Genomic DNA, 23,976 nt, shown 5'->3' on the forward strand with positions numbered 1-23,976 from the left:
ATGTTCAGCCTCCCGACGGCGCGCAGCACGGTGCGCCGCGCCGTGACCTGTCCTGCCCTTCTCGCCGGCGCCCTCGCCGCCTTCGGCCTCGCCGGCTGCACCGAGCCGGCCACCCGCACCCAGCCGGCCTTCTACCGCGATCTCAGCTCGCCCTCGGCCCGCGTCGACGCCGAGGAGGCGCGGGCGATGATCTCGGCCTATCGGCTGAATCATGGCCTGAACACGTTGAAGCTCGACCCCGCCCTGAACGAGGCCGCCGAGCGCGAAGCTGCCGCGATGGCCGCCGCCGACAAGCCGGCCCAGGCCGATGCGGTGAAGGCCCGCCTCGCCCGCGAGGGCCAGCCGGGGGCCGAGGCCAACCTCTCGGCCGGGTATCGCCGGCTCGCGGAAGCCTTCTCCGGCTGGCGCGACTCACCCCAGCATGACCGCGTCATGAAGATGCCGGGCGCCACCCGCATGGGCATCGCCACGGGCTATGCGCCCGGCTCGAAATACCAGGTCTACTGGGCCCTGATCATGGCGCCTTGATTCATGGAGCCGGAGAAATCTACCGAGATTTCGCTGGCGTGAGTTGGCTGGCGTGGCCGTCGAGAACCGGAGCGGAGCGGAGTTCATGTCCGTGAGCACCGGAAGCGCAGGCGGTCACGTCAGACGGCCTCGCCAGTAGAGATATCGATAGATTTCTTAAGGTTTCGCCCCGAACGGCAGTGGCGGCGCATCCGCCTTCAGCACGATCCCGACCCGCCGATTGAAGGCAAGATAGGGATTATCCTTCACATAGGGCTCGGTATCGGCCTTGCCGGTGACCGAGATGAAGCGCTCATCCGGCACACCGGCATTGGCGAGGATTTCGCGCACCGCCATGGCACGGCCGACCGAGAGCGTCCAGGGATCGCCCTCCGGCGCCGTTCCCGGACGCGGCGAGGCGGCATGGCCGGTGATCGCGACCTTGTTCGACATCCGTCGCAAGGTCGGTGCGATCGCCGCCAGGAGTTTGCGCATGCGCTCGTTCGGCTGGGTCGAGCCTTCCGCGAACATCGCCCGTCCGTCCTGATCGACGAGCTGGATATCGAGCCCCGCCTCCGCGACCTCGACGATGATGTTGCGAGACAGCTCGGTAATCTCCGGCATCTCGCGCAGGGCCTGCCTGAGCGAGGCGGCGGCAAGCGCGAAGCCGCGATCATGCGTCGCCGAGACCAGCCCGTCTTCCTTCTGCTGGTTATGGTTCGGCGCGGTCGTATCGGACGCGTCGCTGAGCGGGCGGATAGAGGCGTTCTTGATATGGGTCTTGGTCGGGATGCCGTCGACCTCGATGACACCGGCGAGCCGCATGTCGGTCTGCGTGCCGAAAGCCTCGCGCATCGAGCCGGCGACGATCTGGAGCTTGTTCTTGTCCTGGCTCGAATAGGCCGCGATCATGACGAAGAAGCTCATCAGCAGCGCCATGAGATCGGCGAAGGTTACGAACCAGCCGTGACCGCCATGGGCTCCGCGCTTCTTGCGCGCCATCGTTCAGGTTTCCGTCAGGCGGCTTCCGCCATTTCTGCACGATGATAATCGGGCAGATAGGCGAGCAGCATTTCGCGCACCAGGGTCGCGCTCTTGGAGTCGCGCATCTGCAAGACGCCGTCGATGATCAGGGTGCGCGAGATCTCCTCCTCTTCCAGCTTGATATGCAGCTTGTCGGCGATCGGCAGCGTGATCATGTTGGCGATCACCGCGCCGTAGAGCGTCGCCAGCAGCGCCATCGCCATGGCCGGGCCGAGCTTGGACGGGTCCGACATGTTGGCGAACATCGTCACCATGCCCAGGATCGTGCCGATCATGCCCCAGGCCGGGGCGCAGTCGCCGATGGCGCGATAGACGCTGGAGCCCTCGTCGAGCCGCTGCAGGAAGTTGTCGCGGTCGCGCTCCATCCTGTCGCGGATGAAATCCTTGTCGTAGCCGTCGGCGATGTAGCGCAGCCCCTGCGCCAGGAACGGGTCGGAGACCTCGGCGCTCTCGAGCGCGACCGGGCCGCTCTTGCGGGCGAGCTCGGCGACACGCGTGATCTCGTCGATCAGCTCACGCGGACGGACCGCGCGCATGGTGAAGGCGAAGCGCAGCCCCATCGGCAGGCCGTGCATGATGACCGAGAAGGGAAAGCGGATCATCGTCGCCGCGGTCGCGCCGCCGAAGATGACGATCACAGCATGCTTGTCGAAATACGCGGCGAAGTTGCCGCCGTCGATCATGATCAGGCCAACGATGACGCTGATGCCGGACAGAATGCCGACGCCGGTTGCGATATCCATGAAGGCCACCCTGATCCGGTCGGTCGCGTCCCTACCGTCACGTCGCGCAGCCTTGACGACAGGGATTTGCGGTTGATGGAAGCGTTAAGGGTGAGGTCTTGCTCCAGGCTTGCGGTCGGATAAAGCTGATGTCCATGTCTCTGCTTGCGATCTATGCCCGCGTCCTCGGCGAGCTCGGCCCCGAAAGGCGGCTCGGCCTCATCCTGGCTTTTGCCAACATCCTGCTCGCGGCGGCCGCCTTCGCCGAGCCGATGCTGTTCGGCGCGCTGATCGACAAGCTGACGACGATCCAGACCGCAGGGGAGCGCCCGACCTGGGGGGCGATAAGCGGCCTGATCGCCGCCTGGATCGGCTTCGGCCTGTTCAACATCGCTGCCGGCGTCTTTGTCGCGCTCCATGCCGATAAGCTCGCCCATCGCCGGCGCCTCGCGGTGATGGCCAAATATTTCGAGCACGCGCTGACGCTGCCGCTGGCCTATCACACGCAGACCCATTCCGGCCGGGTGCTCAAAGTGATGCTGGAAGGCGCCAGCGCCATGTGGGCTCTCTGGCTCTCCTTCTTCCGCGAGCATTGCGCCAGCTTCGTCGCGCTCTTCATCCTGCTGCCCTTCACGCTCTGGAAGAACTGGCAGCTCGGCCTGCTGCTGATCAGCCTGGTCGTGCTCTTCGGCTCGCTGACGGCCTATGTGCTGCGCAAGACCGACAAGCTGCAGAGCAATGTCGAGGCTTACCATTCCAGCCTTGCCGAGCGCGCCTCGGACGCGCTCGGCAACGTGCCGGTGATTCAGAGCTTCACCCGGATCGAGGCCGAGGTGCGCGGCCTGCGCAACACCATCACCAGCCTGCTCGATGCCCAGCTGCCGGTCCTGACCTGGTGGGCGGTCGCGGCGGTGGCGACCCGCGCCTCGGCGACGCTGACCGTGCTGGCGATCTTCGTCGTCGGCACCTGGCTCCTGATGCACGGACAGACCACGGTCGGCGAGATTGTCACCTTCATGGGCTTCGCCACCATGCTGGTCGGCAGGCTCGAGCAGATCGTCGCCTTCGTGAACTTCATCTTCATGCAGGCCCCGAAGATGCGCGAGTTCTTCGAGGTGCTCGACACCGCCCCGCAGGTGCGCGACCTGCCCAACGCCAGGGACGCCGGCCGGCTCGCGGGCGCCATCGCCTTCGACAACGTCTCGTTCTCCTATGACGGCAAGCGCGCCGCCATCGCCGACGTCTCCTTCGAGGTCCAGCCCGGCGAGACCATCGCCATCGTCGGCTCGACCGGCTCGGGCAAGTCGACCACGCTCGGCCTGCTGCACCGCGCCTTCGACCCGCAATCGGGCCGTATCCTCGCCGATGGCAGCGATATCCGCGAGATCTCGCTCCTGAGCCTGCGCCGCAATATCGGCGTCGTCTTCCAGGAGCCGATGCTCTTCGCCCGCTCGATCCGCGAGAATCTCACCGTCGGCAAGCCCGACGCGACCGATGCCGAGATGATGGAGGCGCTCGATCGCGCCCAGGCGACCGAGGTGATGGCGCGCCAGCCGGACGGGCTCGACACGCTGGTCGGCGAGCGCGGCCGCACCCTCTCGGGCGGCGAGCGCCAGCGCCTCTCGATCGCGCGCGCACTCCTCAAGAACCCACCGATCCTCATCCTCGACGAGGCGACCTCGGCGCTCGACGCCGCCACCGAGGTCAAGCTGCAGAAGGCGCTCGACGAGGTGATGAAGGGCCGCACCACCTTCGTCATCGCCCACCGCCTCGCCACCATCCGCAATGCCAACCGCATCCTCGTCTTCGAGCAGGGCAAGGTCATCGAGATGGGCTCCTTCGACGAACTCGTCGCCAAGGGCGGCCGCTTCGCAGCCTTGGCGCGGGCGCAATATCTCGTCAGCGACAAACCCGCCGGAACGCCAGCGGAAGGCGCGAGCCCGCTGGCCCAGAAGATCGGCGTCGAGTGAGCGGCGACGCCGCGCCGAGTGCGATCACGCGGCAACAGGGCGAGCCAGGATTACCGGACAGGTAATCGCTTTCATGCCGCGCCGCGTGCAGCATCTCTCCATCGCGGCACGCAGCCGCCGAGGAGAAGAGCCATGAAAGCCTACGGCGTCGCCATTCTGAAATCGGTCAATCTCGGGCCGGATATCGTCGCCTACCTGGAAGGGATCGACGCCACGCTGGCGCCATTTGGCGGCCGCTTCCTGATCCATGGCGACAAGCCGAAACGGCTGGAGGGCGATTGGGCGGGCGACCTGATCGTCATCGAATTCCCGGACCGGGCCAGCGCCGGCGCCTGGTACGCTTCGCCGGCCTATCGCGCGATCCTGCCGCTACGCACCGGCAACTCCATTGGCGACGTCATCCTGATCGACGGCGTGCCAGTGGAGCACCGCGCCACCGATGTGCTCGCTCCGCTCCCGAGTGCTTGACGGCGGACAAGGTCTTCTGTACCAATCGGTCAAGATTTTACCGATTGGTACACAGGAGCGTCATATGTCGGAGAGTCGCCCGCCGCTGCCACCCTTCACCGAAGAGACTGCGATCAAGAAGGTCCGCGCCGCCGAGGACGGCTGGAACAGCCGGGACCCGCAGCGCGTCTCCCTCGCCTACACGCCGGATTCGCTCTGGCGGAACCGCGCCGAATTCCTGCAGGGCCGCCCGGCCATCGTCGCTTTCCTCGCGCGCAAATGGACGCGAGAACTCGACTACCGGCTGATCAAGGAGCTCTGGGCCTTCACCGGCAACCGCATCGCCGTGCGCTTCGCCTATGAATGGCGCGACGATTCCGGCCATTGGTATCGCTCCTATGGCAACGAGAACTGGGAATTCGACGAGAACGGCCTGATGGCCCGCCGTTTCGCCAGCATCAACGACCTGCCGATCGCGGAAGCCGACCGCAAGTTCCACTGGGACCAGTCCGGTCCGCGGCCGGCCGATCATCCCAGCCTGAGCGATCTCGGGCTCTAGCGCCTCATGGCCAAACGCGTTGCCGAGCGCACCGAGCTGCTGCCGCCCCTTGCCGAGCTCTTCCGTGAATACGGCTTCGAGGCGGCCAGCCTCGCCCTGATCGGCGAGCGCACCGGGCTCGGCAAGGGCAGCCTCTATCACTTCTTCCCAGGCGGGAAGGAGGAAATGGCCAATGCCGTGCTCGACGAGATCGATGGTTGGTTCGAGCACGAGGTCTTCAGGCCGCTGCGCGAGGGGCCGGACCCGAACCGGGCGGTCGCGGAGATGCTGGTCGCCGTCGACGCCTATTTTCGCTCGGGCCGGCGCGTCTGCCTGGTCGGAGCGCTCGCCCTGGCCGAAACGCGCAATCGCTTCGCGGAACGCATCAAGGCCTATTTCGCGGACTGGGACCGGGCGCTCGCCCGGGCGCTGGAACGGGCGGGCTGGTCTCCCGAGGAGGCGGCCGCGCTCTCGCGGGAGACCCTCGCCCTCATTCAGGGGGCGCTGGTGCTGGCGCGGGCGCTCGACGATCCCGAGATATTCGGACGCCTGCTTGCCAATCTGAAGGTCCGGTTGGCTTTAGGGCCGGCTCAAAGCAGTTCGCGCGGGCAGGGGTGAGGGCCCGCCGCCAAACAGTGAGGCTTTTATCCAACAGCAGCTCCGCTTCGCTTCATTGGCTCGGTGGCGGGCCCTTATCCGCCTGCCGTTCCAGCCGGGTCTCAGGCCGCCTCGACCTGAGGCCGCGGCAATTGCGTGATCCGCAACGATGTCACGCGATTGCGGCTCTTCCTGACCACCTCGAACTTGAAGCCGTGGAAGGTGAAAGCCTGACCGGCATCGGGAATCGTGCGCGCCTCGAAGATCACGAGCCCGGCGATCGTCGTCGCCTCCTCGTCGGGCAATTCCCAGTCCATCGCCCGGTTGAGGTCGCGGATCGGCACGCTGCCATCGACCACGACGGAACCATCACTCTGATGGCGCACGCCTGGCAGCGCGATATCGTGTTCGTCGCGGATGTCGCCGACGATCTCCTCGAGGATGTCCTCGAGCGTGACCAGCCCCATCACCTCGCCGTATTCGTCGACGACCAGCGCGAAATGCGTCTTGCGCGCCAGAAAAGCCTTGAGCTGGGCCGGCAGCGAGGTCGTCACCGGCACGAACCACGGCGTATAGGCGATGGCCGCGACATCGAGCTTGCCGGCATCGCCATCGGCGGCGTCGAGCGCCCGCAGCAGGTCCTTGGCGTGCAGGATGCCGGTGATGTTCTCGGGCTTGCCGCGCCAGAGCGGCATGCGTGTATAGGGCGAGGCCAGCACCTCGCGCACGATCGCTTCCGGGCCGATATCGAGATCGATCGAGCGCATCTTGGTGCGGTGGATCATCACGTCCTCGACGCCGAGATCCTTCAGGTCGAGCAGGCCGCTGACCATGTCGCGGTCGGATTTCTGGCCGGTGCGCTCCTGCTTCATCAGGTCGACCTGGTCGCGCAGCGCCTCGTCGGCCGAAAGCACGGGGCGGGCCGAGTCGATCCTGCGGCCGACCAGCCGGAACAGGCGCCGGACGAACCATTGCAGCAGCCGCGCCAGCGGCCCGAACACGGCGACGGTCCAGGAGACCGGCCGCGCCAGCAGCAGCGCTGCCTGATCCGGCTTCCCGATCACCGCCATGCGCGGCAGGATCTCGGCGAAGGTGATGACGAGCAGCGCCATCCCGAGCGCCGAATAGAGCGCACCAATCCCGCCGAAGCGCGCGACCAGGGCATAGGTCGCGAAAGCGACCGTACCGATCTTGACGATGATCTTGCCGAGCAGGAGCGCCCCGATCAGCCGCTCGCGATCGGCCAGCAGGCGCAAGACCAGACCGGCGCGCCGATCGCCTGCCTTTTCCAGCGCCGAAAGCCGCGCGCGCGATGCCGTCGTCAGCGCCGTCTCGCTCCCGGCGAAGAAGGCCGAGAGCGCGAGACCGACGAGGACGATCAGCTCCGCCAGCAAGGGGTTGACCATCGTCAGCATGGCGCCGGGTTCTGCAAATCAGGCTGCGGCCAGCTCGGTCTCGATGAAGGCCTTGACCTCCTCGGCAGCGACGCCGGGCGCGATAAAGCTCCGGCCGATGCCATGCGCCAGGATGAAGGTCAGCACGCCGCGCTTGACCTTCTTGTCCTGGCCCATGGCGCTGACGATCTCCTCGGCGCTTCCCGCCCCGCCCGGCACCTGCGACAGGCGGCTCGGCAGGCCGACCGCATCGAGATGGGCCGAAACCCGCACCGCATCCTGTCCGGGGCAGAGGCCGAGCCGCTGCGAGAAGCGGAAGGCGAGCGCAAGCCCGATCGCGACCGCCTCGCCATGGACGAGCCGGTTCGCATCATAGCCGGTGAGCCGCTCCAGCGCGTGCGCGAAGGTATGGCCGAGATTGAGCAGGGCGCGATCGCCTTCCTCGCGCTCGTCACGTGCCACGATCGCCGCCTTGGCCTTGCAGGAGACGGCGACCGCATGATCGCGCTCCGGCCCGCCGGCGATGATCCGGCCCCAGTTCGCCTCGCACCAGTCGAAAAAGGCGCGATCGTCGATCAGCCCGTATTTCACCACTTCGGCATAGCCGGCCTTGAACTCGCGCTCGCTCAGCGTGTCGAGCAGCGCGGTATCGGCGATGACCAGCGCCGGCTGGTGGAAGGCGCCGATCAGGTTCTTGCCATGCGGCGAGTTGATGCCGGTCTTGCCGCCCACCGAGGAATCGACCTGCGCCAGCAGCGTCGTCGGGATCTGCACGAAGCGCACGCCGCGCCGGAGCACGGCCGCGGCGAAGCCGGTCAGGTCTCCGACCACGCCGCCGCCGAACGCGATGACGAGATCGTTGCGCTCGATCTTGGCGGCGAGCAGCGAGTCGCACAGCGTGATGAAGCGCGAATAGGATTTCGAGGCCTCGCCCGGCGGAATCTCGATGCGCGTCGCGCTGATGCCGGAGAGCTGCAGGCAGTTCTCGAAGGCCTGCGCATGCAGCGCGGCGACGCGCTCGTCGGTGACCAGCGCGGCCTTGGCTCCGGGCGCCAGCGCCGCGATCAGGTCGGCGGCCTCGCAGAGCTGGTGGCGTCCGATATGGATATCGTAGCCGCGGCCCTCGAGCGCGACGGGGACCACGATGCGCGCGCCGGAATTCTTGGCGCCCGGATTCTTGGCGGCTGACGGACTCATGGCGGCACTCACTGGTTCCTGGAACGCAAATGGTGATCGAGCGCAGCCATCGCATCCCTGACCACGACCTCGTGCGGATCGTCGCGCGACAGCAGCGTCAGATCGGCCAGAGCATAGATCGGCTCGCGCTCCGCCAGCATCCGGCGCATCGTCGCCTCGGGATCGGCGGTCTGCAGCAAGGGCCGGTTCGAGCGCTTGCGCACCCGCCGCATCAGAACATCGACCTCGGCCTTGAGCCAGATCGAGATGCCGAGCTCGGCGATGCGCTGACGCGTCTCGGCATTCATGAAGGCGCCGCCGCCCGTCGCCAGCACGAGCGGGGCCCGCGTCGTCAGGATGCGGCTGATCACTCGGCGCTCGCCGTCGCGGAACTCGCTCTCGCCGCGCTGGGCGAAGATTTCGGGGATGGTCATCCCGGCCGCGGTCTCGATCTCGGTATCGGCATCGACGAAGGGCAGGCCGAGCCGGGTCGCGAGGTGCCGGCCGACCGAGCTTTTGCCGGAGCCCATCATGCCGACGAGCACGACGGCGCGCTGACCGAGTGCGTCGCGCAGCGCGTCGCGGTCCATGCTCTCAACAACCTCGGCAATCGTCATCGCAACAAATCCTTTAGCTCCGTCTAGCATGAGCGATCCGGCGACGTCATGTCCTCTGCTCGCTGCGACTGTGCATGTACTTGCATCTGCTGCCCCGCATCGGGAATAACCGGGAATGTCCTGAATCGGGACGAGGTTGCAAAGGATCGCCGGCACGTGCCGACCCTGTTCAGGTTCATCGCCTTTCTCGCCATCATCGGCGGGCTGATCTTCGGCGGCATGGTCGCGCTGGTGACCTTCGTCCAGCCCGAGCCGCGCGACATGGTCGAAATCGTGCCGCCGGCGAAGCTGCAGCCGAAATGAGCCGCTCGCCATGACGAGGCAAGCCCGCGCCCGGCTTTCGGCCTTCCTCGACATGCTCGCGGCCGAGCGCGGCGCGGCCAGGAACACGCTCGAAGCCTATGAGCGCGATCTTGACGACTATCTCGAATTCGTCGCCGGCCGGGGCGGGCTCGAAACCATCGGCGCCGGCGATATTCGCGCCTGGCTCGGCGAATTGGCGGAGCGCGGGCTGAAAGCCTCGTCTGCCGCGCGGCGGCTTTCGGCCGTGCGGCAGTTCCACCGCTTCCTTTACACCGAGGGGCTGGCGGGCAGCGACCCTTCCGCCGCGATCGAAGGTCCGCGCCAGGGCCGGCCGCTGCCGAAGGTCCTCTCGGTCGCCGATGTCGACCGGCTGATCGAGACGGCGCGGCTCGCCTGCGAGCGCGAGGGCCTCTCCCCGGCGAGCCGCCTGAAGGCGCTCAGGATGCGCTGCCTGATCGAGATGCTCTACGCCACCGGGCTGCGCGTCTCCGAGCTGATCGCACTGCCGCTCTCGGCGGCGACAACGCGCGAGCGCTTCCTCGTGGTCCGCGGCAAGGGCGACAAGGACCGGCTGGTGCCGCTGAACGAGGCGGCGCGCGCGGCCGCCCGGGATTATCTCGATGCATTGCGGCAGGCCGGCGCGGCCGAAGGCCGCTGGCTCTTCCCCTCCGAGGGCGAGAGCGGTCACCTGACCCGCCAGGTCTTCGGCCGCGATCTCAAGACGCTCGGCGCTGCAGCGGGGCTATCGCCCCTGGCGCTCAGCCCGCACGTGCTGCGCCATGCCTTTGCCAGCCACCTCCTGCAGAACGGCGCCGACCTGCGCGTCGTGCAGGAATTGCTGGGGCATGCCGACATCGCGACGACACAGATCTACACCCATATCCTCGACGAGCGCCTGAAAAGCATGGTGCGCGACCTGCACCCGCTGGCGGACGAGAGCTGATCGATCTCGAATTCTCGAATCTCACGACAGGTGAGACTGAAAGTGGGGAATCCCGGAATCGCGAGGATTGATCCCGAGTCCAGGAATAAGTGCCGAACGACGGCGACTTGGCCGTGGCGTTGCATTGGGCAGGGTCGATCGCATCCGTACGCAGGAGCGAGCGGTTCGCACGCCGGACTCGCCCCTTACGAGAGCTGCGGCGCCATCTCATTGGCCCCGCCAGCGCGAAAGCACCGGGCGGCATGTCCCTCTCCAATCACGAGATTGCCGGGTATGTCGGCTGCGCAGCGATCGATGAAGCTCTCGCAGCGTGGACCGAAGGCGCAGCCGGGCGGGGGCGCCGCGAGATCGGGAGGCGAGCCGGGAATGGCCTTCAGCCGCTCGTCCTTGCCGAGCGTACCATGCGCGCGCGAGGCGAGCAGCCCGCGCGTGTAGGGATGCGCGGGATTGCCGATGACATCCCTGACCGAGCCGCCCTCGACGATGCGGCCGGCATACATCACCGCGATCCGGTCGGCGATCTCGACGGCGACGCCGATATCATGCGTGACGAAGACGATGGCGAGGCCGAACTCGCGCTGCAATTCGCGCAGGAGCAGCAGAACCTGAATCTGCACGGTGGCGTCGAGCGCCGTCGTCGGCTCGTCGGCAAGCAGCACCTTCGGCCGGCAGGCGAGCGCGAGCGCGATCATGGCGCGCTGGCGCATGCCGCCCGACATCTCGTGCGGGAAATTGTCGAGCCGGCGCTCCGGCGAGGGAATGCGGACGCGCTCGAACAGCTCGAGTCCGCGCCTGCGTCCTTCCGCCCGCGACACGCCCTCGTGCCGCATCACGGTCTCGGCGATCTGGTCGCCGATGCGGTAGACCGGGTCGAAGGCGAGACCGGGATCCTGGAAGATCATCGAGACGGTCTTGCCGCGATAAGCGCGCAAGGCCGAGGGCGAGAGCGCCAGCACGTCCTCGCCGTCGACCCGGATTCCGCCCCCGATCTTCGCCGATTTCGGATGCAGCCGCATCAGCGCGCGCAGAGTGACGCTTTTTCCCGAGCCGGATTCGCCGAGCAGCGCCAGGGTCTCGCCCGGCTTCAGGGAGAGATCGACGCCGCAGACGGCGCGGATCATGCCGCGACCGGCGGCAAAATCGACGGTCAGGTCCTTGGCCTCGACGATGGGTGGCAATGTGCTGTTCATGCCGCAGCTAACCTTGGATGGCCGGATTGCGGATCGACGAGATGGCAGGCCGCGAGATGCTGCGGACTGGCCTCCGCCAGATCGGGCTCGGCGTGGCTGCAGAGCGCAGAGGCCATCCTGCAGCGCGGGTGGAAGCGGCAGCCGCTTGGCGGGTCGATCGGGTTCGGCGGATCGCCGGTGAGCGGCGCCTCCTCGGTCAGGTTGTCGGGGTCCATGGACGGCATCGAGGACAGCAGGGCGGCCGTGTAGGGGTGGCCCGGCTTCTCGAAGATCGGCTCGGACGGGCCGACCTCGGCGACCTTGCCGAGATACATCACCATGATCCGGTCCGACATGAAGCGCACCACGTTCAGGTCGTGGGTGATGAACATGTAGGTCAGGCCGAAATCGCGCTTGAGGTCGAGCAGCAGGTTGAGCACCTGGGCCTCGACCGACTTGTCCAGCGCCGAGACGGCTTCATCGAGGATGAGCAGCCTCGGATCGAGCGAGAGCGCGCGGGCGATGTTGACGCGTTGACGCTGCCCGCCGGAGATTTCGTGCGGATAACGCCCCGCGAAGCGCCGCGGCTCCAGCCCGACGCGATGGAGCAGGTCGTGCGCCTTGGCGATCGATGCGGAGGCCGAGGCGCCGTGGATGCGTGGGCCGAAGGCGACCGTGTCCTCGACGGTCAGGCGTGGATTGAGCGAGGCATAGCTGTCCTGGAAGACCATCTGGACCTGCCGGCGAAATGCCTTCAGGTCGAGCGCGGCCGAGCCGACCTTCTCGCCGTCGAACAGGATGTCGCCGGCATCAGGCTTGATGATCTGCATGACGAGCCGTGCCGTGGTCGACTTGCCGCAGCCGGATTCGCCGACGATACCCAGCGTCTCGCCCTTGGCGACACTGAAATCGACGCCATCGACGGCGCGGACCACGCCGCTCGGCTTGCCGAAGAGCCCGCCCTTGCCGCCGAAATGCTTGACCAGGCCGCGCACGTCCAGAAGCGGTGTACCGGCGCCGCCACGGTCGCGCGGATCGTTCGCCACGTCGCTCATTGCCGCACCTCCATCGCGCCGCGCAGCCCGTCCGAGAACAGGTTGAACGAGATCGAGGTGATGAAGATCATCGCGCCCGGCAGCGCCGCGACCAGCGGCTGGTTGTAGATCGCGGTGCGCAGCGTGTTCAGCATCAGGCCCCATTCCGGCTCGGGCGGCTTCACGCCCAGACCGAGGAAGGACAGGCCGGAGGAGAGGATCATCGAGACGCTGATCAGGCTGGTCGCATAGACGAAGATCGGTCCCAGAACGTTGCCGAGCACATGGACGCGCACGATGGTCAGCATGCTGGCTCCCGATATTCGCGCAGCCTCGACGAAATCGCGATTGCGGGTCTGGGTCGTGACCGATTCCGCGATGCGGGCGATCTGCGGCACGAAGACGACGGTCAGCGAGACGATGGAATTGAGGATGCCGGCCCCCAGCGCGCCCGAAAGCGCGATCGCCAGCAGCACCGAGGGGAAGGCGAAGAACACGTCGATGACGCGCATCACCACCGTGTTGATCCAGCCGCCGACATAGGCCGCGAAAATGCCGATCGAGGAGCCGACGACGAAGGCGAGGATGACCGGCGTCACGCCCATGAAGAGCGAGAGCCGGCCGCCATAGATCAGGCGGCTGAGCAGATCGCGCCCGAGCTCGTCGGTGCCGAGCGGGTAACCGGGCGTGCCGATGGGCCTGAGGCGCCGCACCATCGAGCCACGGAACGGATCGGCCGGCGCGATATAGGGCGCCAGGATCGCGGCGAGCACGATGACCAGGATCACGGCGAGCGCGATCATGGCGACAGGGTCGCGCACCAGCCTGCGGCCGACGCTCGTCCAATAGCCCTCGCTCTTGACCGGGGTGACGGTGACGATCGCGCCTGCGTCGATTGCGGTCATGCGGTTAGCCTCGCTGGATGCGCGGATCGAGCGCGGTCTGGAGCACGTCGACGATCAGGTTGAGACCGACGAAGAAGAGCGCGAGCACGAGGATCGTGCCCTGCAGCAGCGGCAGGTCGCGCTGGAAGATCGCGGTGTTGAGCAGGAAGCCGGTCCCCGGCCAGGCGAAGACGGTCTCGATCAGGATCGAGCCGCCGAGCAGATAGCCGAGCTGCAGGCCCATGACGGCGAGCGCGGTCGGCGCCGCATTGCGCACGACATGCTTGAAGACATCCCACTCGCCCATGCCCTTGGCCCTGAGCGCCTGGACGAAGTCCTGCGAGAGGATGTCGGCGACGAGCGCTCGCACGGTCCGGGCGATGATGCCCATTGGGATGGCCGACATCGTGATCGCCGGCAGGATGATATAGCGCAGGTGCTCCCAGTCGAATTTCCAGGCGGTCGAGCCGCCGGGCCCCGCCCCTGTCGAGGGCAGCCAGCCGAGCAAGGCGGAGAAGACGATCACCATCACCATGCCGAGCCAGTAATGCGGCACGCTGACGCCGAGGATCGAGACCAGCGAGGCGAGCCGGTCGAGCAGGCTGCCGCGGAAATAGCCGGCGACGAAGCCGAAGAAGGTGCCGAAGCCGAAGCCGATCAGCGTCGCGAGCGAGGCCAGGATCAGCGAGTTGCCGACGGCGCGGCCGACCTCGCTGACGACCGGACGGCCCGATGCGATGGAGGCGCCGAGATCGCCATGCAGCACCTTCCAGAGCCAGATTCCGTATTGCACCGGCAGCGGCTTGTCGAAGCCATAGGCGGCGCGCATCTCGGCCTGCTGCGCGGCGGTCGCGTCGATCGGCATGATCGCCGTCAGCGGATCGCCCGGCGCGAGATGGACGAGCAGGAAGCAGACGATACTGACGCCGAAAGCGACGGGCAGCACATAGACGAGGCGCTTCAGGGCGTAGAGGAGCAAGGATCACCTCCCGGCGACGGGCGCAGCCGCGCGAGGCGGCCGCGCCATCGCGTTCTCACTTGTCCATCGTGATCGGCGAGAAGTCCTGGAACCAGTTCTGCGCCTGGACGAAGCCCTTCACCTTGGCGCTCATCGCGCGCGGGTTGACGTCGTGCGTGACCATCAGGAACAGCGCCTCGTCGACATATTTCTCGTGGATCCTCTGCAGGATCGCGGACTGCTCCTTCGGATCGAACGTGTTGCGGACCTGGTCGAAGAGCTTGTCCATCTCCGGATCGCAGTAATAGCCCCAGTTGGTGCCGGCCGGCGGCGTGAGATTGCACTGGAGATGGCGAATGAAGCCGGTGAACGGGTCCTGGATGAAATAGGTGTAGTTCATGCCCGTGCCGCCGCGGGAGCTCGCATCCTTGGCGCCGGCGCGCCAGATGTTGATGAGCTGGTTCCACTCGACCACCTCGAAATCGACCTTGATGCCAATATCGGCGAGATTCTGCTGCACCAGCTCGTTCATCGGCAGCGGCTGCATCTGGCCGGAGCCCGAGGGCGAGATCAGGATCTTGGTGACAAGCGGCTTCTCCGGCGTATAGCCGGCTTCCTTCATCAGCTTCTTGGCTTCGTCCGGCTTGTATTCGAGCTTGAACTTGGGCTTGCCGAACCATTGGTGGCCCGGCGGATAAAAGCCCTCGGCCGGGATCATCATGCCCGCCAGCAGCTCGTTCATGCCGTCGCGGTCTACCGCGAGATTGGCCGCCTTGCGGATGCGGATATCGTTCCAGGGCGAGCCCTCGGCGCGCGAAAGATGCCAGGTCCAGTTATGCGGATAGGCATTGGTGACGATCTTGAAGCCGGCCGAGGTCAACGACTTCGCCGCGTCGGGAGCCGGCGCCTCGATCCAGTCGACCTGACCGGAGCGCAGGGCGGCGACGCGGGCATTGGCCTCCGGCAGCGGCACCAGCACGAGCTTGTCGAGCTTGGGCACGCGAGGCTTGTCCCAATAGTCGGGGTTCGGTGCCAGCTCGGCGCGCTCGCGCGGAACGAAGCTCGTCAGCTTCCACGGGCCGGTGCCCGAGGGCGACTTGGCGACATTGTCCCAGCTCTTGCCCTGCTTCTCCCAGTTGGCGGGCGAAGACATCAGGATCCACGCCAACTGGTACGGCAGCGTCGCGTCGGGCGACTTGGTGACGATCTCCAGCGTCAGCGGCTCGACGGCGCGGTAAGACGCGACCGCCGGAATGCGTGACTTGCCCTGCGCCGATTGGCGCTGGTCGAATTGCGCGGCCTCGTTCTTCAGCAGCTTGTCGAGGTTCCAGACCACTGCGTCCGCGGTGAAAGTCGAGCCGTCATGGAATTTCACGTCGGGGCGGAGCTTGAAGATCCATTTGGTCTTGGTCGCGTCCGCGGGATCGAGGCCCCAGCTCAGGGCGAGGCCCGGCACGAGGTCGGAGGGCTTGGTAGCGCTCGACAGGTCCCAGTTGATCAGCGCGTCATAGACCGTATAGCCCATGAAGCGCATGCCCTCGCCGCCATTGTCGGCCTGGCCGGTCGTCAGCGGGATGTCGGATGCCGTCATCCCGATCCGCAGCGTGCCCTGCGCCAAGGCGGCTCCGTGCAGGGCGGGCAGGATGGCGAGGACGAAGGCGGTCTTCAGAAAAGATCGGCGCATAGAACCCTCCAATTGGCGTGGTTCCGGCGTAGCAAGCTTCGTGCCGATTCTGCCGCTCTCGGAGGCAGCTATGGCCGCCACCCTGCACATTGCGCTCGATGGTACCGTTGCGGGAGATCCCTCAGGCCTGTTGCGGAGACCTAGACGAGCGGTCTGGTCCGCTGCAGATGGCGCCCCAGCTTCGTCGTGTCGCTCAGCATGCCGTCACGCACGACCAGGCGACCGCGGACCAGCAGGGATACAGGCCAACCGGTGATCTCGAGATCTTCATAGGGTGTATAGTCGACACCATGATGCAGATCGGCCTGGCGGATCGGCCGTTTCAGCTCGGGATCCCAGATCGCGATATCGGCATCGTAGCCCACGGCGATCGAGCCCTTGTTGGGCAAGCCATAGATCCTGGCATGGTTGGTTGCAGTCAGTGCCACGAAGCGTTCGAGGCTGATCCGGCCCTTGACCACCCCCTCCGAGAACAGGATCGGCAGCCGCGTCTCGATGCCGGGGATGCCGTTCGGCACCCAGCGGAAGGAGGAGCGGCCCTTCGGCGCCAACTTGCCGGCCTCATCCTCGTAGCGAAACGGGCAATGGTCGGACGAGAAGACCGAGAAGACGCCCTGCTGCAGCCCTTCCCAGCAGGCCTGCTGCGAGGCGAGGTCGCGCGGCGGCGGCGAGCAGACATATTTCGCGCCCTCCATCCCGGTCCGCTCCATGTCGGCCTCGGTCAGCACGAGATATTGCGGGCAGGTCTCGCCCATCACCTTGAGCCCGCGTGCCTGCGCCCGGCGGATCTCCTCCATCGCCTCGCGGTTGGAGACATGAACGATCATGATCGGCACGTCGATCAGCTCGGCCAGCGAGATCGCGCGGTGCGTGGCCTCGCGTTCGACCGGGATCGGCCGCGAGCGGCCATGGAAATGCGGCGCGGTCTTGCCCGCGCGTTCCAGCCGGTCGGTGAGGAAGCGGATCGCGTCGTAGTTCTCGGCGTGGATCTGCACCAGGGCGCCGGCCTCGCGCGCGACTTCGAGCACGCTCAGCATTTCGTAATCGTCGAGCGCCATGCCCTCATAGGTCATGAAGACCTTGAAGGAGGTGTAGCCGTCGGCGAACAGCGCCGGCAGCTCCTGGCCAAGCACGCTTTCAGTCGGGTCGGAGACGATCAGATGGAAGGAATGGTCGACATGGCAATTGCCTAGTGCCAGCGCGTGATAGTCGGAAAGCGCTGCGCGCAGCGACTGGCCCTTCTGCTGCAGGCAATAGGGCATCACGGTGCTGTTGCCGCCGAAGGCCGCCGCCCGCGTCGCGCTCTCGAAATCGTCGGCCATGACGATGCCCGGACCCGATGGCTGCGAGATATGGACATGGCTGTCGATGCCGCCGGGCAGGACCAGTTTGCCGGTCGCGTCGATCACCTCCTCGGCGCCGGCCAGCGCCTCGCCGATCGCGACGATGCGCCCGTCCCGAATGCCGATATCGGCGACATAGCTGTCGCTGGCCGTGGCGAGCCTGCCGTTCCGGATGATCAGGTCGAAAGCAGGCATTTGCGGTCTCACTTGGCTTGCGGGGGCGATGTCAGGCGCGGGTCGCGAAACAGGCGGCCCCAGCGGGCGAAATCCTCCATCGGCTGGCCAAGCGCGGCGAGGCAGCCCCAGAGCGTGACGGCGACGGAATCGAGCAGGAGCGGCCCGTTCTCCCGCTCGAGCTCCGCGGCGATGCGGGCACCATTCATATTGGTGCACAGGATGGTGACCGCGTCCGGCCCGGCCGCCGCGACCTCGCGGATCATCCCGCCGATGGTCTCCTCCTCGACCGTGCCGAAGGAGAAATTGTCGCGGATGCCGAGATGGCGCTCGGCCGGGCAGCTTACGCCGGCAGCGGCGAAGGTCTCGACGATGCGGGCCTGCACATCGTCGGTATAGGGCGAGACCAGGCCCTGGCTGACGGCGCCGATGCGGCCGAGGATACCGAGCAGCGCCAGGATGCAGGTACTGGCGCGGATGCCGGTCGCGGCCGTGATGCGCTCGGCCAGAGCCCGGTCGCGCGCGATGCCGAGCCAGCTCGCCGACGTGCCGTTCCAGGCGATGACATCGACCTTGGCGTGGGCAAGCAGCTCGGCCGCACGCAGGATCTCGCTGTCGTCGAATTGGGCGAGCGCCTGCTGATCGAGTGCGATCTCAGTCACCTTGAAGCGGCTGAAATGGGCGCTGATGCCATCGACTCCAGCCAGCATCGCGCTCGTCACCGGCTCGAGAACGGTGTTCGAGGACGGAGTCAGCATTCCGATCCGCAGCATCGCCTACTCCGCCGCCGACAGCGTGCCGCCATTGACACCGCGATAAGCCGCGATCTCCTCGGCAAGCAGATTGTCCAGCGAAGGCCCCTCCTCCACGCAGACGATCGGCCTGAGCCGCGTCTCGACCAGCGAGAGGTGATTGTTCATCGCCTTCACCGCCTTGCCGCGCTCGCGCCCGGCCAGGGCGCGGAAGATGGCGCGATGCTCCTCGCAGCCGCAGGCCGAGCCGGCGGTGGTCTCGTAGCGCTTCACCAGCATCAGCGTGCGGCTGATCAGCTCGTGCGCCTGGCGCTGGACGATCGGGTTGCCGGTCATCTCGGCCAGGAGGAAATGGAATTCGGCCGACAGCGCCTGCCAGGTCGCCTGATCGCCGCGGCGCAGGGCATCGGCCTCGGCGTCGACATGCTGCTGCAGGCGCTCGACCTGCGCCTGCGTGAGATTGTCGGCGAGATGCGCGGCCATGCCGCTTTCCAGGATTCGGCGCGCCTCATAGACGACGCGACCCTCGCGCAGGTCGGGCTCGATAGTGAAGGCGCCGCGATTCCTGACGATCTCCAGCAGCCGCTCATGGCCGAGCCGGTGCAGCACCTTGCGGATGCGCTCGCGGCTGACGCCGAACAGGTCGGCGAGCCGGTGCTCGCCCAGCTTCACCCCGCCAGGCAGCTTTCCGGCCAGCAGCAGCCGGGAGAGGATTCCGTGAATCTCAGCTTCGTTCATGAGCCAACTTCATCGCAGTCGCGCGCCATGTGAAGGCGGCGCCGAACCCTTGCAAGTCTAGCGCCAATTGGCCCGGCGTGATGCACATTCTGTCAGCGATTGTGCACAAAATTAGCGCCCCGAATGATGCGTCGATGGCGGCAAGCGTCCCCACGCCGCACCGCACTTCATCCCTTATGCATCTGTTTTCATTGGCATTACCGGTTTCTCCATCCGCTCGACTGAGTTGGCACGGCCGTTGCTCAAGGCAAAACATCCGCGCCGTTTCCGGAGCGCGGCGAACTCGTGAGGCCGGATCATGGATATGCTTCTCAACGGCAGGCTGAGCCGCCGCTCGCTCCTCAGGGCCGGCACTGCGGCGGCGGCCATGGTCGCCATGCCGGCCGTCCTGCGCGCCCAGACCAAGGAACTCGTCGTCGGCGGCGCTGCCGGCCACAAGCCCTGGGTCGAGCAAGTCGTCATCCCGGCCTTCGAGAAGAAATACAATTGCAAGGTGATCTTCGAAGGCACCCGCTCCCTCGTCAATCTGGAGAAGATGCAGAAGAACAAGGGCAGCCAGTACATGTCGGTCGTCCAGATGGACGATCCGGTCATGATCCTCGCCGTCCAGGAAGGCCTGCTCGATCCGCTGACCCCGGCCAAGGCGCCGAACCTCGCCGATCTCGTGCCCGGCTCGACGCATATGGACGGGATGTGGGCGAACTATCTCCAGCCCTGGCTCGGCGTCGCCTACGGCAAGTCGACGATGAAGGCCCCGCCGGCCTCCTGGGCCGAGATGTTCGACGCCAAGTACAAGGGCCGAATCATCATCCCCTCGCTGCAAAACACCGAAGGCCTGCCGGCGCTCTTCGTCGCCGGGCTGCTCGCCGGCGGCTCGATGGAGGCCGTGCAGAAGGACACCGATGCCGGCTTCAAGAAGCTCGCCGCGCTGAAGCCGAACCTGCTGACGATCTACACTCAGCAGCCGCAGGCCTATAATCTGCTCGAGCAGGGCGAGGCCTATATGATCGGCCCGGCGATGTCGTCCTATGCGCTGGAGCGCAAGGCAGCCGGCGCGCCGATCGACCTCGCCGCTCCCAAGGAAGGCGTCTTCGCCATGCCGTCGGGCATCGCCGTGATCAAGGGCGCGCCGCAGGCCGAGCTCGCCTTCGCCTATGTCAACGAGATGCTCGGCGCCGACTTCCAGAGCAAGCTCGCCGGCCCGACCTTCTCGCTTGCCACCAACAAGGCCGTGCCGAAGCCGGAGGGCCTGGGCGCCGACGTGAAGATCCACCAGATCGACTGGGCGAATGTCGCCAAGCAGCGCAACGACTGGATCAAGCGCTGGGACCGCGAGATGGCGATCTGATCGGATGAAGTCCGGCTTCCTCTCCGTATCGGGTGCGGCGAAGACTTTTGGCGCCGCCACCGTGCTCGACGGTGTCGACCTCTCGATGGGCCGCGGCGAGTTCATCTCGCTGCTCGGCCCCTCGGGCTGCGGCAAGACCACCTTGCTGCGCATCGTCGCCGGGCTGATGACGCCCGACCAGGGCAAGGTCGCCCTCGATGGCGAGGACATCACCAGGCGCCCGCCGCACAGGCGGGATGTCAGCGTCGTCTTCCAGAACTACGCGCTCTTCCCGCATCTCAGCGTCGCCGAGAACGTCGCCTTCGGGCTCAAGGCGCGCGGCGCGGCCAAGGACGCGATCGCGCCTGCGGTCACCAAATATCTAGGCCTCGTGCAGATGAGCGCCTTCGCCGGACGCTCGATCAAGGCGCTCTCCGGCGGCCAGCAGCAGCGCGTCGCGGTAGCGCGCGCGCTCGCCGTCGGCCCCAAGCTGCTGCTGCTCGACGAGCCATTCTCGGCGCTCGACCGCAAGCTGCGCGAGGCGATGCAGATCGATCTGAAGCGCATCCTGCGCGAGGTCGGCACTACCGCGATCTTCGTCACCCACGACCAGGACGAGGCGCTGACCATGTCGGACCGGATCGCGGTGATGCATCGCGGCCGGATCGAACAGCTCGGCACGCCGGCCGAGATCTACCACAGCCCGGCGACGCCCTTCGCACTCGGCTTCGTCGGCCTCTCGACACAGCTTCCCGGCAAGGTCGTAAGGGCCGCCGACGGCATGGTCGAGATCGAGACCGCGGCCGGTCCGATCCGCGCGAGGGCGAATTTCATCCCCGGCAGCGCCGTGCTCGTCGGCGTTCGGCCTGAGCGCATCGCCATCGGCGAAGCCAAGGCCAACCGCATCGAGGCTGCGCTTGCCGATGCCGCCTTCCAGGGCGCGCGCGTGCAGCTCCATTTCGCCGCGCCCGCAGGCGGGCAAATCCTGGCCGAGGCGCCAATCCTCCCGGCGCAGGCCGGGCCGGGAACCAGGCTCGATCTCTCCTGGGACGTCGAGGACACGCTGGTCTATCCGGCGCCGGATCTGGCGGCATGAGCAAGGCCGGCCGCTTCGACCCCGTCCTGCTGCTGGCCGTGCCGGCGGTGCTCTATCTCGCGCTGGTCTACGGCATCCCGCTGCTCGTCCTGCTCGGTCGCAGCATGCTCGCCGGCGGCGCGCCCTCGCTCGCGCCCTTCATCGGCTTCTTCTCGGACGGCTTCAGCTGGATCGTGATCGGCAACACGATCCGCATCGCCGTCCTCGTCACCTTGCTTTGCCTGGTCATCGGCTATCCGACGGCGCTGGCGCTCGCCCGTGCCAAGGGCTTGGCCCAGGCCCTGATCCTCGTCGCGATCATCCTGCCGCTCTCGGTCGGCGTCGTGGTCAAGGCCTTCGCCTGGCAGATCGTGCTCCGGCGCGACGGCGTCGTTTCCCAGATCATGACCGGCATCGGCCTCTGGGACGAGCCGCAGCGCCTGCTCTTCACCGAGGCCGGGCTGGTCATCGGCGCTGCAAACGTCTTCGTGCCCTTTATGATCCTGCCGATCTATTCGGTGCTGAAGCTGATCGATCCGCGCCTCGGCGAGGCCGCGGCGACGCTCGGCGCCTCGCCGGTCTACCGCTTCTTCAAGGTCGCGCTGCCGCTCTCGCTGCCCGGCATCGTCACCGGCATCGCTTTCGTCTTCTCGATGGCGGCCTCGATGTATGTCATCCCGAACCTGCTGATCGGCGACCGCTTCCAGACGCTGGCGACGATGACCGGCCGCTCCTTCCTGTTCATGCGCAACGAACAGCTGGGCTCGACCACCGCGGTTGTGCTGCTGGTGCTGACCGTCGCCGTCGTGGTGGCCAGCGCCGCGCTCTCGAAGCGGCTGGGAGGCGCATCGTGACCGCCGTCGAACGCGTCGCCTCCTTCGTCGTCTGGCTGCTCGCCGCCGCGACCGTCATCTTCCTGCTGACGCCGCTCGTGGTCACGGTCGCAGTCTCCTTCGGCTCGAGCGCGGTCTTCACCTTGCCGGCGCCGAGCTGGTCGCTGCGCTGGTATCAGGCGCTCGGCCGCTCGCGTGAGCTCTGGCCGGTCGTGCTCGCCTCAGTGCAGCTCGCGGCGCTCTCGACCGTGATCGCGCTCGCGCTCGGCACGCTCTGCGCCATCGGCTTGCTGCGCGGCGACTTTCGCGGGCGCGATGCGGTCGTCACCTTCCTGGTCTCGCCGCTGATGCTGCCGGGCCTCGTCATCGGCATCGCCATGCTGGAGACGTTTCGCGCCGCCGGGCTGCGTGATGTCTGGGCAAGCCTGATCCTCGCTCATGTCGTGATCACGCTGCCCTATGTCATCCGCACGGTTTACGCGGCGCTCTCGCTCTTCGACTTCACCCTCATCGACGCGGCGCGCACGCTCGGCCTGTCCTATCCCAGGGCGATCATGAAAGTCCTGGTGCCTTCGCTGGCGCCGGCCTTCCTGACCTCGGGCATGTTCGCTTTCCTCGCGTCCATGGATAATTATCCGATCTCGATCTTCTTCACCGACGCCTGGACCAAGACCTTGCCCATTCAGATGCTGCAATATGTCGAGGAAAGCCCCGATCCCACCATCGCCGCCATCTCGACCCTGCTGATCCTGCTCGCCGTCGCTGTGCTCGTCGTCGGCGACCGGCTGGTCGGCCTGCGCCGCATGGTCGATCTCTGATGTTTCCCGGCACCAGGACCGACCGCGATTTCCGCGGCTATGGCGGCAACCCGCCCACGATCCGCTGGCCGAATGATGCCCGTCTTGCCGTCTCCGTCGTCGTCAATGTCGAGGAAGGCGCGGAACTCACCCTCAGCCAGGGCGACGAGCGCAACGAGAGCGTCTACGAGGTCCAGGAGGAGATCGCGGGCGTCCGCGATCTCTGCATGGAATCGCATTTCGAGTACGGCACCCGCGCCGGCTGGCCGCGCATCCGCGAGCTGCTGCAGCGCTATGGCGTCCGATCCACGCTGAACGCCAATGGCCGCGCGCTCGCCATCTCGCCCTGGCTGGCGCAGGAAGGCGTCGCTGACGGCCATGAGGTCGCGGCCCATGGCTGGCGCTGGGAGCGCCACGCCCATATGGACGAGGCGACCGAGCGCGAGGCGATCGCGCTGACGGTCAAGGCCATCACCGAGGCCGCCGGCACGCCGCCTCGCGGCTGGCACACGCGTTCCGCGACCTCGACCAATACGCGCCGCCTGCTCAAGGAGCATGGTGGCTTCCTCTACGATTCCAACGACTACAACGACGACCTGCCCTTCCTCGTCGATGTCGATGGCAGCGATCATCTCGTGTTGCCCTATGCCTTCGACACCAACGACATGCGATTCCAGCGCGGCGGCGGCTTCGTCTTCGGCGATGATTTCGCGCGCTACTGCATCGACGCGTTCGACCGGCTCTACGAGGAGGGAGCGAACGCGCCGCGCATGCTGTCCGTGGGATTGCACCTGCGCATCATTGGACGACCGGGGCGCATCGGCGGGCTGGAGCGCTTCCTCGCGCATACGGCGGCGAAATCCGGTGTCTGGTTCGCCCGCCGGGACGAGATCGCGCTGCACTGGCTGAAGGCGATCGGGCGCGAGGATCTCATCCCTGGCCGCTGAGGC

The 23,976-nt window shown here is 66.8% G+C and carries 25 protein-coding genes; 12 read left to right on the top strand and 13 right to left on the bottom strand.

The genetic code is table 11. The annotated features are described in order from the left end of the window. On the top strand, positions 1-528 hold the full coding sequence (locus EV560_RS11355) for a CAP domain-containing protein (protein WP_131855858.1): 528 nt from the start codon (positions 1-3) through the stop codon (positions 526-528). Between the two features lie 156 nt (positions 529-684). Here the strand turns inward: EV560_RS11355 and EV560_RS11360 are convergent, their stop codons facing one another. Both EV560_RS11360 and EV560_RS11365 read right to left on the bottom strand, forming a co-directional pair. Further along, a complete protein-coding gene (locus tag EV560_RS11360) occupies positions 685-1,509 on the bottom strand; it encodes an OmpA/MotB family protein (protein ID WP_131855859.1) in 825 nt (274 codons plus the stop codon). 14 nt (positions 1,510-1,523) lie between these two features. After that, entirely contained in the window at positions 1,524-2,294 is a 771-nt protein-coding gene (locus EV560_RS11365) for a motility protein A (RefSeq protein ID WP_131855860.1), read from the bottom strand. A 134-nt stretch (positions 2,295-2,428) separates the two neighbouring features. Between EV560_RS11365 and EV560_RS11370 the strand changes: the two genes are divergently transcribed. From EV560_RS11370 to EV560_RS11385, 4 genes are all read left to right on the top strand, one after another. After that, positions 2,429-4,243 (top strand): glucan ABC transporter ATP-binding protein/ permease, encoded by a 1,815-nt coding sequence (locus EV560_RS11370; protein WP_131856211.1) that lies wholly within the window; start codon positions 2,429-2,431, stop codon positions 4,241-4,243. Between the two features lie 132 nt (positions 4,244-4,375). Then, the gene (locus EV560_RS11375) at positions 4,376-4,711 is read left to right on the top strand and encodes a DUF1330 domain-containing protein (protein WP_131855861.1); all 336 of its coding nucleotides are present in this window, start codon (positions 4,376-4,378) and stop codon (positions 4,709-4,711) included. A gap of 64 nt (positions 4,712-4,775) precedes the next feature. After that, complete coding sequence (locus tag EV560_RS11380) at positions 4,776-5,249, top strand: nuclear transport factor 2 family protein (RefSeq protein ID WP_131855862.1); 474 nt, start codon at positions 4,776-4,778, stop codon at positions 5,247-5,249. A 6-nt stretch (positions 5,250-5,255) separates the two neighbouring features. Next, the gene (locus EV560_RS11385) at positions 5,256-5,846 is read left to right on the top strand and encodes a TetR/AcrR family transcriptional regulator (RefSeq protein WP_131855863.1); all 591 of its coding nucleotides are present in this window, start codon (positions 5,256-5,258) and stop codon (positions 5,844-5,846) included. A gap of 101 nt (positions 5,847-5,947) precedes the next feature. On the opposite strand, the gene EV560_RS11390 is transcribed toward EV560_RS11385, so the two are convergent. Genes EV560_RS11390 through EV560_RS11400 form a run of 3 tightly spaced genes read right to left on the bottom strand, consistent with a single transcriptional unit; the run spans position 5,948 to position 9,012 of the window. Continuing rightward, positions 5,948-7,240 (bottom strand): HlyC/CorC family transporter, encoded by a 1,293-nt coding sequence (locus tag EV560_RS11390; RefSeq protein ID WP_131855864.1) that lies wholly within the window; start codon positions 7,238-7,240, stop codon positions 5,948-5,950. Between the two features lie 18 nt (positions 7,241-7,258). Next, positions 7,259-8,416, bottom strand: a complete 1,158-nt coding sequence (aroB, locus tag EV560_RS11395; RefSeq protein WP_131855865.1) for a 3-dehydroquinate synthase — start codon at positions 8,414-8,416, stop codon at positions 7,259-7,261. A gap of 8 nt (positions 8,417-8,424) precedes the next feature. Beyond that, on the bottom strand, positions 8,425-9,012 hold the full coding sequence (locus EV560_RS11400) for a shikimate kinase (RefSeq protein ID WP_131855866.1): 588 nt from the start codon (positions 9,010-9,012) through the stop codon (positions 8,425-8,427). A gap of 156 nt (positions 9,013-9,168) precedes the next feature. On the opposite strand from EV560_RS11400, the gene EV560_RS11405 reads away from it, so the two are divergent. After that, positions 9,169-9,315, top strand: coding sequence for a histidine kinase (locus tag EV560_RS11405; protein WP_131855867.1), 147 nt, complete (start codon positions 9,169-9,171; stop codon positions 9,313-9,315). A gap of 10 nt (positions 9,316-9,325) precedes the next feature. Further along, positions 9,326-10,258 carry a site-specific tyrosine recombinase XerD gene (xerD, locus tag EV560_RS11410; RefSeq protein ID WP_131855868.1) on the top strand — a complete coding sequence of 311 codons (933 nt, stop codon included), beginning with the start codon at positions 9,326-9,328 and terminating at the stop codon, positions 10,256-10,258. A 185-nt stretch (positions 10,259-10,443) separates the two neighbouring features. Here the strand turns inward: xerD and EV560_RS11415 are convergent, their stop codons facing one another. From EV560_RS11415 to EV560_RS11450, 8 genes are all read right to left on the bottom strand, one after another. Then, entirely contained in the window at positions 10,444-11,448 is a 1,005-nt protein-coding gene (locus tag EV560_RS11415) for an ABC transporter ATP-binding protein (RefSeq protein WP_131855869.1), read from the bottom strand. Continuing rightward, on the bottom strand, positions 11,445-12,482 hold the full coding sequence (locus EV560_RS11420; RefSeq protein ID WP_131855870.1) for an ABC transporter ATP-binding protein: 1,038 nt from the start codon (positions 12,480-12,482) through the stop codon (positions 11,445-11,447). The genes EV560_RS11415 and EV560_RS11420 overlap by 4 nt, the downstream gene beginning before the upstream one ends. Beyond that, complete coding sequence (locus EV560_RS11425) at positions 12,479-13,366, bottom strand: ABC transporter permease (RefSeq protein WP_131855871.1); 888 nt, start codon at positions 13,364-13,366, stop codon at positions 12,479-12,481. Before EV560_RS11425 ends, EV560_RS11420 begins: the two co-directional genes overlap by 4 nt. A gap of 4 nt (positions 13,367-13,370) precedes the next feature. Beyond that, complete coding sequence (locus EV560_RS11430) at positions 13,371-14,324, bottom strand: ABC transporter permease (RefSeq protein ID WP_131855872.1); 954 nt, start codon at positions 14,322-14,324, stop codon at positions 13,371-13,373. Between the two features lie 55 nt (positions 14,325-14,379). Continuing rightward, positions 14,380-15,987 (bottom strand): ABC transporter substrate-binding protein, encoded by a 1,608-nt coding sequence (locus tag EV560_RS11435; protein ID WP_131855873.1) that lies wholly within the window; start codon positions 15,985-15,987, stop codon positions 14,380-14,382. Between the two features lie 140 nt (positions 15,988-16,127). Then, positions 16,128-17,525: a dihydropyrimidinase gene (gene hydA / locus EV560_RS11440; RefSeq protein WP_131855874.1), complete on the bottom strand. Its 1,398-nt coding sequence runs from the start codon at positions 17,523-17,525 to the stop codon at positions 16,128-16,130. Positions 17,526-17,533: 8 nt separating this feature from the next. After that, positions 17,534-18,277, bottom strand: a complete 744-nt coding sequence (locus EV560_RS11445) for a maleate cis-trans isomerase family protein (RefSeq protein WP_131855875.1) — start codon at positions 18,275-18,277, stop codon at positions 17,534-17,536. Between the two features lie 3 nt (positions 18,278-18,280). Beyond that, a complete protein-coding gene (locus EV560_RS11450; protein WP_131855876.1) occupies positions 18,281-18,994 on the bottom strand; it encodes a GntR family transcriptional regulator in 714 nt (237 codons plus the stop codon). A 298-nt stretch (positions 18,995-19,292) separates the two neighbouring features. On the opposite strand from EV560_RS11450, the gene EV560_RS11455 reads away from it, so the two are divergent. The 5 genes from EV560_RS11455 to EV560_RS11475 are packed head-to-tail and all read left to right on the top strand — an operon-like array spanning position 19,293 to position 23,973. Next, entirely contained in the window at positions 19,293-20,342 is a 1,050-nt protein-coding gene (locus EV560_RS11455; protein WP_131855877.1) for an ABC transporter substrate-binding protein, read from the top strand. Between the two features lie 4 nt (positions 20,343-20,346). Further along, positions 20,347-21,417 (top strand): ABC transporter ATP-binding protein, encoded by a 1,071-nt coding sequence (locus tag EV560_RS11460; RefSeq protein WP_131855878.1) that lies wholly within the window; start codon positions 20,347-20,349, stop codon positions 21,415-21,417. Next, positions 21,414-22,250, top strand: a complete 837-nt coding sequence (locus tag EV560_RS11465; protein ID WP_131855879.1) for an ABC transporter permease — start codon at positions 21,414-21,416, stop codon at positions 22,248-22,250. The genes EV560_RS11460 and EV560_RS11465 overlap by 4 nt, the downstream gene beginning before the upstream one ends. Next, positions 22,247-23,047 carry an ABC transporter permease gene (locus EV560_RS11470; RefSeq protein ID WP_131855880.1) on the top strand — a complete coding sequence of 267 codons (801 nt, stop codon included), beginning with the start codon at positions 22,247-22,249 and terminating at the stop codon, positions 23,045-23,047. The genes EV560_RS11465 and EV560_RS11470 overlap by 4 nt, the downstream gene beginning before the upstream one ends. Next, on the top strand, positions 23,047-23,973 hold the full coding sequence (locus tag EV560_RS11475) for a polysaccharide deacetylase family protein (RefSeq protein WP_131855881.1): 927 nt from the start codon (positions 23,047-23,049) through the stop codon (positions 23,971-23,973). Before EV560_RS11470 ends, EV560_RS11475 begins: the two co-directional genes overlap by 1 nt. Positions 23,974-23,976: the final 3 nt, after the last annotated feature.

The organism is Allobosea sp. BK604 (assembly GCF_004341515.1).
Classification (GTDB): domain Bacteria; phylum Pseudomonadota; class Alphaproteobacteria; order Rhizobiales; family Beijerinckiaceae; genus Allobosea.

Coding starts and splice junctions, on each gene's coding strand:
- EV560_RS11355 (WP_131855858.1), top strand. CDS start 1: ATGTTCAGCCTCCCGACGGCGCGCAGCACGGTGCGCCGCGCCGTGACC.
- EV560_RS11360 (WP_131855859.1), bottom strand. CDS start 1,509: ATGGCGCGCAAGAAGCGCGGAGCCCATGGCGGTCACGGCTGGTTCGTA.
- EV560_RS11365 (WP_131855860.1), bottom strand. CDS start 2,294: ATGGATATCGCAACCGGCGTCGGCATTCTGTCCGGCATCAGCGTCATC.
- EV560_RS11370 (WP_131856211.1), top strand. CDS start 2,429: ATGTCTCTGCTTGCGATCTATGCCCGCGTCCTCGGCGAGCTCGGCCCC.
- EV560_RS11375 (WP_131855861.1), top strand. CDS start 4,376: ATGAAAGCCTACGGCGTCGCCATTCTGAAATCGGTCAATCTCGGGCCG.
- EV560_RS11380 (WP_131855862.1), top strand. CDS start 4,776: ATGTCGGAGAGTCGCCCGCCGCTGCCACCCTTCACCGAAGAGACTGCG.
- EV560_RS11385 (WP_131855863.1), top strand. CDS start 5,256: ATGGCCAAACGCGTTGCCGAGCGCACCGAGCTGCTGCCGCCCCTTGCC.
- EV560_RS11390 (WP_131855864.1), bottom strand. CDS start 7,240: ATGCTGACGATGGTCAACCCCTTGCTGGCGGAGCTGATCGTCCTCGTC.
- aroB (WP_131855865.1), bottom strand. CDS start 8,416: ATGAGTCCGTCAGCCGCCAAGAATCCGGGCGCCAAGAATTCCGGCGCG.
- EV560_RS11400 (WP_131855866.1), bottom strand. CDS start 9,012: ATGACGATTGCCGAGGTTGTTGAGAGCATGGACCGCGACGCGCTGCGC.
- xerD (WP_131855868.1), top strand. CDS start 9,326: ATGACGAGGCAAGCCCGCGCCCGGCTTTCGGCCTTCCTCGACATGCTC.
- EV560_RS11415 (WP_131855869.1), bottom strand. CDS start 11,448: ATGAACAGCACATTGCCACCCATCGTCGAGGCCAAGGACCTGACCGTC.
- EV560_RS11420 (WP_131855870.1), bottom strand. CDS start 12,482: ATGAGCGACGTGGCGAACGATCCGCGCGACCGTGGCGGCGCCGGTACA.
- EV560_RS11425 (WP_131855871.1), bottom strand. CDS start 13,366: ATGACCGCAATCGACGCAGGCGCGATCGTCACCGTCACCCCGGTCAAG.
- EV560_RS11435 (WP_131855873.1), bottom strand. CDS start 15,987: ATGCGCCGATCTTTTCTGAAGACCGCCTTCGTCCTCGCCATCCTGCCC.
- hydA (WP_131855874.1), bottom strand. CDS start 17,525: ATGCCTGCTTTCGACCTGATCATCCGGAACGGCAGGCTCGCCACGGCC.
- EV560_RS11445 (WP_131855875.1), bottom strand. CDS start 18,277: ATGCTGCGGATCGGAATGCTGACTCCGTCCTCGAACACCGTTCTCGAG.
- EV560_RS11450 (WP_131855876.1), bottom strand. CDS start 18,994: ATGAACGAAGCTGAGATTCACGGAATCCTCTCCCGGCTGCTGCTGGCC.
- EV560_RS11455 (WP_131855877.1), top strand. CDS start 19,293: ATGGATATGCTTCTCAACGGCAGGCTGAGCCGCCGCTCGCTCCTCAGG.
- EV560_RS11460 (WP_131855878.1), top strand. CDS start 20,347: ATGAAGTCCGGCTTCCTCTCCGTATCGGGTGCGGCGAAGACTTTTGGC.
- EV560_RS11465 (WP_131855879.1), top strand. CDS start 21,414: ATGAGCAAGGCCGGCCGCTTCGACCCCGTCCTGCTGCTGGCCGTGCCG.
- EV560_RS11475 (WP_131855881.1), top strand. CDS start 23,047: ATGTTTCCCGGCACCAGGACCGACCGCGATTTCCGCGGCTATGGCGGC.